This is a genomic window from Methanobrevibacter sp. (assembly GCF_050872065.1).
Taxonomy (GTDB): domain Archaea; phylum Methanobacteriota; class Methanobacteria; order Methanobacteriales; family Methanobacteriaceae; genus Methanocatella.
The window spans coordinates 1-8,336 of sequence record NZ_JBNMGD010000056.1 but is presented as its reverse complement, the minus strand read 5'-3'; the positions used below and the strand labels follow the sequence as shown (position 1 = coordinate 8,336).

Sequence of the window (8,336 nt, the reverse complement as noted above, 5' to 3'; positions counted from 1 at the left end):
ATAATATAATATTTAAAATAAAAGCAAGGTGAGAAAATGTTTGAAGATGAAAGAGACGATAAAATTTATAATCTAATCATAACAAGTGGATTTGATAAGAACAAAGAATACGGCCAATTTACAGAAAAATTATACTCAAAAACAGATTTCTTATGGAAAGAATCCATGTCTGGATCATATTCCAGTGCCGGTGAAGAGTTTTATAAAAAAGTAGATAGGATAATTTTATTATCAGGCATTTATAATGACAATAAAGAACTCTTTGAAGACTTATTGAATGCAAGCGAAAAATATGAAATACCTATTGTTTTAGTTAGACCATTAGGTGTAGAAGAAGTTCCAATTGAATTAGAAGAAAAAGCAGCGACAATTGTTGGATGGAATGCAAACTGTATAATTGATGCGATTAGAGATGCGCCTGAAACCATGTAAAAAAATAAAAAAATAATAATGTGATTACATTATTACTTTTGAAACACCATTCACCTTTTCTACTTTAATTAAATTGTCAGCGGCATTTTCAAGCTGAGATTCATGAGTTACAATTATCATTTGAGGTAATACGGACATTTCTTTTAATAAATTAATTAATTCATGTCTTCTTGATGAATCTAAATGGATTGTAGGTTCATCAAGTAAAATACTATCTAATTCACCATTAGTCATTGCTTGTGTAATACCAAGTCTTAAAGCCAATGCAATAGCTATTTTTTCACCACCACTGACCATACTCATTGATGATTCACCTTCAGGACCGTAAACAGTAACATTATATTCATCATCAAGAGTTAAATCAGAATAATTAAAGTTAAATTCATTGAAAAATTCTTTAGTATATTTCTGGATTAATGGTCTTGAAATATTCCTTAAGTCCTTTTGAATACCATTCTTACTGTACAAGCTTCTGAAATGATTTAATAAATTAATATAATCAGAAATATCATTATATTGTTTTTTGAATAGGTTAATAGTTTCTAATTTATTATTTAAATCTTTAACTTGAGTAATTGTTTCACGTGCTTGTCCCTTAATTTCTGAAAGCTCGTTATTGAATTTATTGAATCTTCTTTCATAGATGTCTGAATGATAAATAATTTGTTCATATTTCTCTTTATCATAAGTAGAAGCTTTTATTTTGTTTTTAATAATATCTATTTGATTAATAGACATGCCAATATCCTCTTTAACAGAGTCTAGTTGTGATAAATAATATTGTTTATTTTGAACAAATCCTTTAAGTTGATTATATTCCTCATTCTTATGTTTTAAATCAGTTATGCGATTTTGAAGCTCAATAGAAGTTATATCCCCACTTAAATGAGAATCTTGTTCAATTGCAAGTTTAATATTCTTTACATGAGTGTCAATCTCATTTTTAACTTGTTTTAATTTATATTGAGCATCAGTCTCACTACCTAAAACTTCTAGTGCACCTTTAGCTTGATTATATGCATCATAAGCCTCTCTATAAGATTCACGATCTTGTTTTTTATTTGCAATAATAAGAATTAATTCACCTAATTTTCCACTAATGAACTCTTTGGATGTGATTTCATCATCAAGTTTATTTAATTTGACTAATTGGTTTTGCAAATGACCAAATTTATGTTTATATTCAAGGATATGCTTAGACAATTCAGATAATTTATCATATTTATCCTCAAAACTTACTTTATTCTTAGTAAGTAAACGAACACTTTCTTCATATTCTGAAATTAAGTTATTATTTTCTTCAATTTCATCAGAATACTGTTTAATTAGTTCTGATTTTTTATTTTCATCAATATCTGCTTGACAAACTGGACATTTATCCTCTACATCCCCTAAATCATTTAAAGGTTTTTGACTTGATTTAATATTCTGTTTAAAAACAACAATTTCTTCATTTTTAGCAATAATATCATTAGACAAACTTTTAATTTTTTCGGATATTTCATCAGAAAAACTACTTGTTGTTTCTTCAATACTTTCAATATCATTAACTTCAGCCAATCTATCTTGATCCATTCCGTAATCACTCAAGTTATCTTTAGCTATAGCGAAAAATTGATTAATTTCATCACGTTCATTTTGAATTTCTTTTAAAAGATCTTTTTTATCATTATCAAGTTTAGTCATAGTAGCTAATTCTTTTTCAAAATTAACTTTTTGATTATTATATTTGGTAATTTCTTCTTCTGAAGCTAAAAATTTATTATAATCCTCTTTATTATCTTCAACAAGTTGTTTTTGTTGAGCAATCGAATCTAATTTATTATCAATTTCTTGTTCTTTTTGTTTTAAATTTTGAATACTTAAAACAGACTTTTCAAAATCAAGGTAAAGATCTAATTTAGATACATATTTTGCTAATCTTGAAATTTTTTCTTCAGCTTCATTAATATTATCTAAATTATTTTGAATTCCATGTTTATCTTGTTCTAATTTAGATAATGTTTTTTCTTCGTTTTCAAGATTAATAACTTGAGTTTCATGAATTTCTTTTTCCCTTTCCATGTTCCTTTTACTTTCGGAAATCTCTTGAAGTAATCCATTGACTTCTTCAATACTTTCCTCAAGTTCATGTCCCCTATGTTTTAATGAAGCTAATTCCTCTCTTTTTTTAGATAAATCCTCTGCCAATTCTTTTGAATTATAAAGTTTACCTTTAAGTTCAGAGAGCTGATTTTCATAATCCTTAATGATAGGTAATAAATATTTCCAAGCTTTTTCTAGAGAATCAATACCTAATAATTTAGCAATTAATTGTTTTTTCTCTGCAGGAGTTTTATCAACTAATTCAGCTATTTCTCCTTGTCTAATATAAATTGCATTTAAGAATAAATCAGAATCTATGTCCAAAATTTGATGAATTTCATTTGATACTTCTTTCTCTCCACTACAAACGTGAATATATTCACCTTCCATGGAAGTTTTCTTATACAATGTAGATTTTAAGTTTGATTTTTTTTCACGAATGATTTTATATTTTTTCCCCTTAGAAATAAATTCTAATTCAATAAACATTGATTTTGCATTATTTCTAACTAAATCATCAATTTTTTTACCGGCGTGCTGTTTGAATAAAGCAAAACTAATACCTTCTAAAATTGTTGATTTTCCTGCACCATTTTCACCTACAATAACACTAATACCCTTTTCAAATTTAATAACTGTATCCTCATGAGATTTGAAATTTTTTAATCTTAATTTTGTGAAAATCATTTTAAAACCTCATTTAATGCTTCTTGAATATCCTCTGCTTTTTTATGGGGTGTTTTGAGCTCAACTTTTTCTTCTGTTTGTATTTCATCTTTTGTGGAATTATAAAAGTCATTATAGAATTGTTTAATTAAATCCTGTGACTCTTCAACCTTATCTTTTGATAAATAGTCATACAAATTAATAGCTAACTGAGTTACATCATCATTGTTATATCCCTTTAATTGTTCCACAAGTATATCCTTAGCTCCTAAACCCTTATTTTTAATATAATCTTCATCAATGAGTTCATCACCTTTAACACTGAATTTTGGCCTAATCATTAAAGATAAATCACCTAATTCTTCATTAATAATATCATAAACATCACCTGCATCAGATTCAACACCCCTAATTGTTAAATTTAATATAGGTTGTTTATCAAAATCTTTAATTGTTTCTTTAATACCTGCAATGCCATTTTCCAAGTTTTCATAATCAAGTGATCTTTTAATAAACTCACGAGGAATATCTATTTTTACTCTTTTAACAATAGGTTTTGGACCATCAAAATCAACAACAACAAAACCTTTTCCATTCTTTTTATAATCCTCAAGTTCATCAGTTTTCCAGATTTCTCCTGAGCCAGGATATACTAATCTTCCTTTACCAAAGGATTCATTAACATATTTATGAATATGACCAAATGCATAATAATCAAAATTATCTGGAATATCACCAATTTCCAATTCATATTGACATCCCAAATATTTATCAATGCCCTGATGTAAAATTAAAATAGATTTTTCATAATCCTCTGCTTTTTTAGATAATTCTGATAATTTAGATTTTAGAACTTTACTCTGTGATGATGGATAATATGGTAAACCTGCAATAAAAATATCTCCATATACATAAGTAGGATTAATTGGACTAATCACTTTTAAACCTAACTTTTTAAATATTACCTGTGGTGGAATAGTACCTTTACGCATTACAGAATCATGATTTCCTGCAATTGCATACATTGGAATTCCAGCACCTTTTAACTTCAATAAACCTCTCTGAAAGGCTAAAAGTGCATTAGGAGATGGTCTTGCAGTTTCAAATAAATCTCCACTATGAATTACAAAATCTACTTTTTCTTCAATTATTTTATCTATAACCCTTTCAAATACTTCATAAAAATCTTTTTCACGTTCAATTAAACCAAATTGACGATAACCTAAATGAGTATCTGATAAATGTGCAAATTTCATTATATTACCTTTAAAATTTTTGTATATAACCAATTTAAACACTATATAAAGTATTTAATTGAATAATATTTTATGATTTTCTATATTTAATAGTTTTCAATAAGAGCATTTGAAAATAAAAAAAAGTATATTGAAAAATCTAAAAAAATATGAAATCAATAATCATATCCCATATCTAATGTTTCCATTTCAGCACGTTTAATTTCTTCTTCATCTCTTTTAAATGATTTTTTGAAATGAGAAACAATATCCATATCATCACCATGACGGCGACCTTTGAACTTGTCAATTTTGACAAGAGTTGGTACTTTACTCATTAATCCTAAAACAATAGCTTCCCCGACATTTAATGATGGAAGTTGATTTATTAAATCCTGTGATAAACTTTCACTAGCTGATTGAACATGCCTTTGATCTTCAGGCTCAACAAGCCTTAAAATAATCATATTATTCATTTGAGACAATGCATCATGATCCACAGTTTTTGGGGATTGACTTACTAAACATAATCCTAAACCAAATTTACGACCTTCTCTTGCAACTCTTTGAATCCATCTTTTAGAATCAGATTCACGCCTATTTGGAGCTAAGATATGTGCTTCTTCTAAAATAAAAAATACTGAATTATCAAGTAATTCCTTTTTGTCTCCTTTATGTGCTGCATTTTTACTTCTTTGAAGTGAATTCCTTAAAATGTGACTTACTAAAACACTAGCTACTGCTTCATCAACTTGACTTAAATCTAAAACATTAGCATATCCTTTTTTAATATTTGATAGAATATTTCCAATATTTTTATCAAATAAGTTAGAATATTTAGACATGGAATCTTCAATTTTATTCATAACATCAACTATTCTCCTATCAGAATTTTCATCATTAGACTCTGACTCAAGAATATCATACATTACTTTTAAGAAGTTGTTAGTTTTATTTTCACCATTTTCTAACATGGATTTAGCCTTATCAAATGCTTTTCTAAAGTACCTTTCCTGAATAAAACTATTTGCCCCAATATTTACTAATTTTTTGATTTCATAAAAATTCATATAATGAGGATTGATTTTAGGTCTTATTACATTAACCTTACCATTTGGAAATTCCGCATCTTTATATTCTCCATGCATATCAAAAACAAAAATAGGGACATTATAACCTAGTAATTGATCTATTAAAACAGATACAGTGTTTGATTTACCTGCACCAGTCATTGCAAGAATAGCTAAATGTCTTGACAAAATTGGATTTGCTTCAATATTAACATCAACATCACTTTGATTTACAAGACAACCTAACTTAATAGGATTTTTTGCGCTGAATATTTCATCTAAAACTTTTTTATCAGCTAATTGAATTTCTGTTCCTGGAAGTGCAGGTGTTCTAGGTAATTTTAAATTATCATTCACATCTCCAAGAATTTTGACTTTACCTTTAATATAATTATCATCAACTTCAAGTCTTGAAATCTTTTGAATTGCTTTAAAATCGTTGATATCTACATTTAAAGAATCATTTCCCCTAATTAAATTTTCAATCATTCCTAAAACTTTTTTTCCATCATATTCAATTGTAACATATTCACCGACTCTCGGCATTTTATCTGAAATAAATGTTACTTCTGTAAGTGAAGTTTCCCCAATACAAATTCCAACTACCATGACATCACTTCCCTATTAGTTGTCTCATAAATTCTAGCTATTTTTAATAATTCTTTAATATTCTTATCTGTAATTACAACATCGTTATGTGCTCTATTAAGTAAATACGGATAACCTTGAACCGTTAATTTATTAATTTTTTTAATTAAATCAAACACTTCTTCTTTTGATGCTTTATATGGTAATTCCACTTTTAATACATTCTTCTTGTCTTGTAATCTAATATAAAATACCGTGAAAGTAATACTCTTAAACAAATCATTGAAGTATGGAAATGCTACTTTTTCATGAACTTGTCTATATTTAATTAATGAGATTCCTTGTTTTTCTGTAAATTTATCTAAAAATGCAATATCTGGAATATTCCAATGGAACAACTCATTATCAGAAGATGATTTTGAAATTGAAATTATTCTTTTTCTAAACTGTAAAAGTTCTTTTAAAAGAATTATTTTTTCAATAGAGGCTAGCTGAAGATTATATTCCTCTATTTTATTTGAATTTTCATTTTTTGGTAATTCAACAAGATTTAGTGAATCTCTGATTTCTGGAAATACCAATCCATATTTTTTTATGCGTAATCTTTCCTCAAACTCCTTAAGTAATACATCATCTAAATTATTTTTAAGTTTAGATGGTAATTTAGCACCTCTTGGAAATGCATTTTGCAAATCTCCAAGGATAGATCCATCAAACATATAATAATCAACATCATAATCTTTAATAGTCCTAAGTGCACATTTTAATTCATAGATTGCCATATAATTACCAAGCAATTCATCTAAAAAAGAAACGTGTGGAATATCAAAAATATCCGAATCATCAATTTTTTTAATATTGGCATCATTATAAATTATGGATTCCGCACCAACTGCACAAAAATTAGTTGTTAGAAATTTCTTTTTATTAAAACTTCCATCACCTGCAGCAATAGAAAAATCATCATTACTTTCAAGAATATCCCTATTAAACCATTTATATTCTAATTGAGATTCAACATCTGTTTGTGAATCAATATCATGAATAAATCCTCTTTTGGTTATGGCTTTTTCATATAATGAATTTAACATAATATCACTGTATAAATTATGTTAATAATAAATAAAAAAAGTATGGTAAGAGCAGTTGAAAACTACTCCTCTGAAGCTTTTAAAATAGCTCCAGTTATTTCTTCAATTTTAGCTTTTACATTATCGACTTCTTCAACAACAGTACCAGTTACAATGATGTCCCCACCAGCTTTTGCAGCAGCATATGCTGATTCACCATCACGAATTCCTCCGCCAACAATAAGAATATTTTTTGGACCTGCCATTTTAGTATAACCGACCATTTTTGGAGGGATTGGTTCTTCTGCACCTGAACCTGCTTCAAGATAAAAGAATTTAATTCCAAATAATTCCGCAGACATTGCATATGCTGCAGGTATTTTAGGTTTATTTCTAGGGACTAGATTTGCATCTCCAACCCAACCAACGGTTCCTCCAGGAGAAACAACCATATAATGCATGGACAATACTTCCATTCCAGATGTTTTAACTGCCTTTGCAGCTAATGCTTGAGCACCGTTAATCCAATATGGATCTCTAGAGTTTACAAAACTCATGTAAAAAATAGCATCAGCATATTTACTTACACTACTAGTGTTACCTGGGAAAATAATAATTGGAACAGCAATATTTTCAGATAATATTTTACAAGTGTTATCTACATCATCACCATCAACAGTGGATCCTCCAATCATAATACCATCAGTTCCACCTTCAATAGCTTGGGTAGCTATTTCTAAAGCTTCTTCAGGTGTTTGTTCATCAGGGTCTATTAAAGTAAAGTGTATTTTTCTACTTTTTAATATCTCTCTAATATAATTTTCAACATCTTCCATAAGAATACCTAAAATAAGATTTATTAAAAATAATATATTAAATTAATTGTTTAGAAATAAAAATTAGTTAAAAATAAGTTTTAAAAAATAAATAAAAAGATAAGAGAATGAATCTATCCTCTTGGTTCTTTAGCTTTGAATCTTAATCCTTTGTAACCACATTTTCTACAGGTTGTAGCACCAGCAGGGTTACGAGCATTACATTTTAAGCAGATTTTTACATTGAACATTCTGTTTTCTGCTTCTTCGAATCTTGCCATTAAAAATTCCTCCTTATAACCGTGAAAATTAATAATAATAAAACTGTTATGGTATTCATAACTATTAATTAATTATCTAAATTTAATAGTATTT

Annotated in this window: 7 protein-coding genes; 1 reads left to right on the top strand and 6 read right to left on the bottom strand. The window is 27.6% G+C overall.

Features of this window, described 5'->3' with window-relative positions:
• Positions 1-36: 36 nt before the first annotated feature.
• On the top strand, positions 37-432 hold the full coding sequence (locus ACR0P1_RS07095) for a nuclease (RefSeq protein ID WP_432645709.1): 396 nt from the start codon (positions 37-39) through the stop codon (positions 430-432).
• A gap of 24 nt (positions 433-456) precedes the next feature.
• On the opposite strand, the gene ACR0P1_RS07090 is transcribed toward ACR0P1_RS07095, so the two are convergent.
• The 6 genes from ACR0P1_RS07090 to ACR0P1_RS07065 form a co-directional block, all read right to left on the bottom strand.
• Positions 457-3,204, bottom strand: coding sequence for an AAA family ATPase (locus ACR0P1_RS07090; protein WP_432645708.1), 2,748 nt, complete (start codon positions 3,202-3,204; stop codon positions 457-459).
• Entirely contained in the window at positions 3,201-4,439 is a 1,239-nt protein-coding gene (locus ACR0P1_RS07085) for a metallophosphoesterase family protein (protein WP_432645707.1), read from the bottom strand. Before ACR0P1_RS07085 ends, ACR0P1_RS07090 begins: the two co-directional genes overlap by 4 nt.
• A gap of 155 nt (positions 4,440-4,594) precedes the next feature.
• On the bottom strand, positions 4,595-6,097 hold the full coding sequence (locus ACR0P1_RS07080) for a helicase HerA-like domain-containing protein (protein ID WP_432645706.1): 1,503 nt from the start codon (positions 6,095-6,097) through the stop codon (positions 4,595-4,597).
• Positions 6,091-7,167, bottom strand: coding sequence for a DNA double-strand break repair nuclease NurA (locus tag ACR0P1_RS07075; protein WP_432645705.1), 1,077 nt, complete (start codon positions 7,165-7,167; stop codon positions 6,091-6,093). Before ACR0P1_RS07075 ends, ACR0P1_RS07080 begins: the two co-directional genes overlap by 7 nt.
• A 62-nt stretch (positions 7,168-7,229) precedes the next feature.
• The gene (locus tag ACR0P1_RS07070; protein ID WP_432645704.1) at positions 7,230-7,982 is read right to left on the bottom strand and encodes a geranylgeranylglyceryl/heptaprenylglyceryl phosphate synthase; all 753 of its coding nucleotides are present in this window, start codon (positions 7,980-7,982) and stop codon (positions 7,230-7,232) included.
• Positions 7,983-8,095: 113 nt separating this feature from the next.
• Positions 8,096-8,242, bottom strand: a complete 147-nt coding sequence (locus ACR0P1_RS07065) for a 50S ribosomal protein L40e (protein WP_048812436.1) — start codon at positions 8,240-8,242, stop codon at positions 8,096-8,098.
• Between the last annotated feature and the right edge of the window lie 94 nt (positions 8,243-8,336).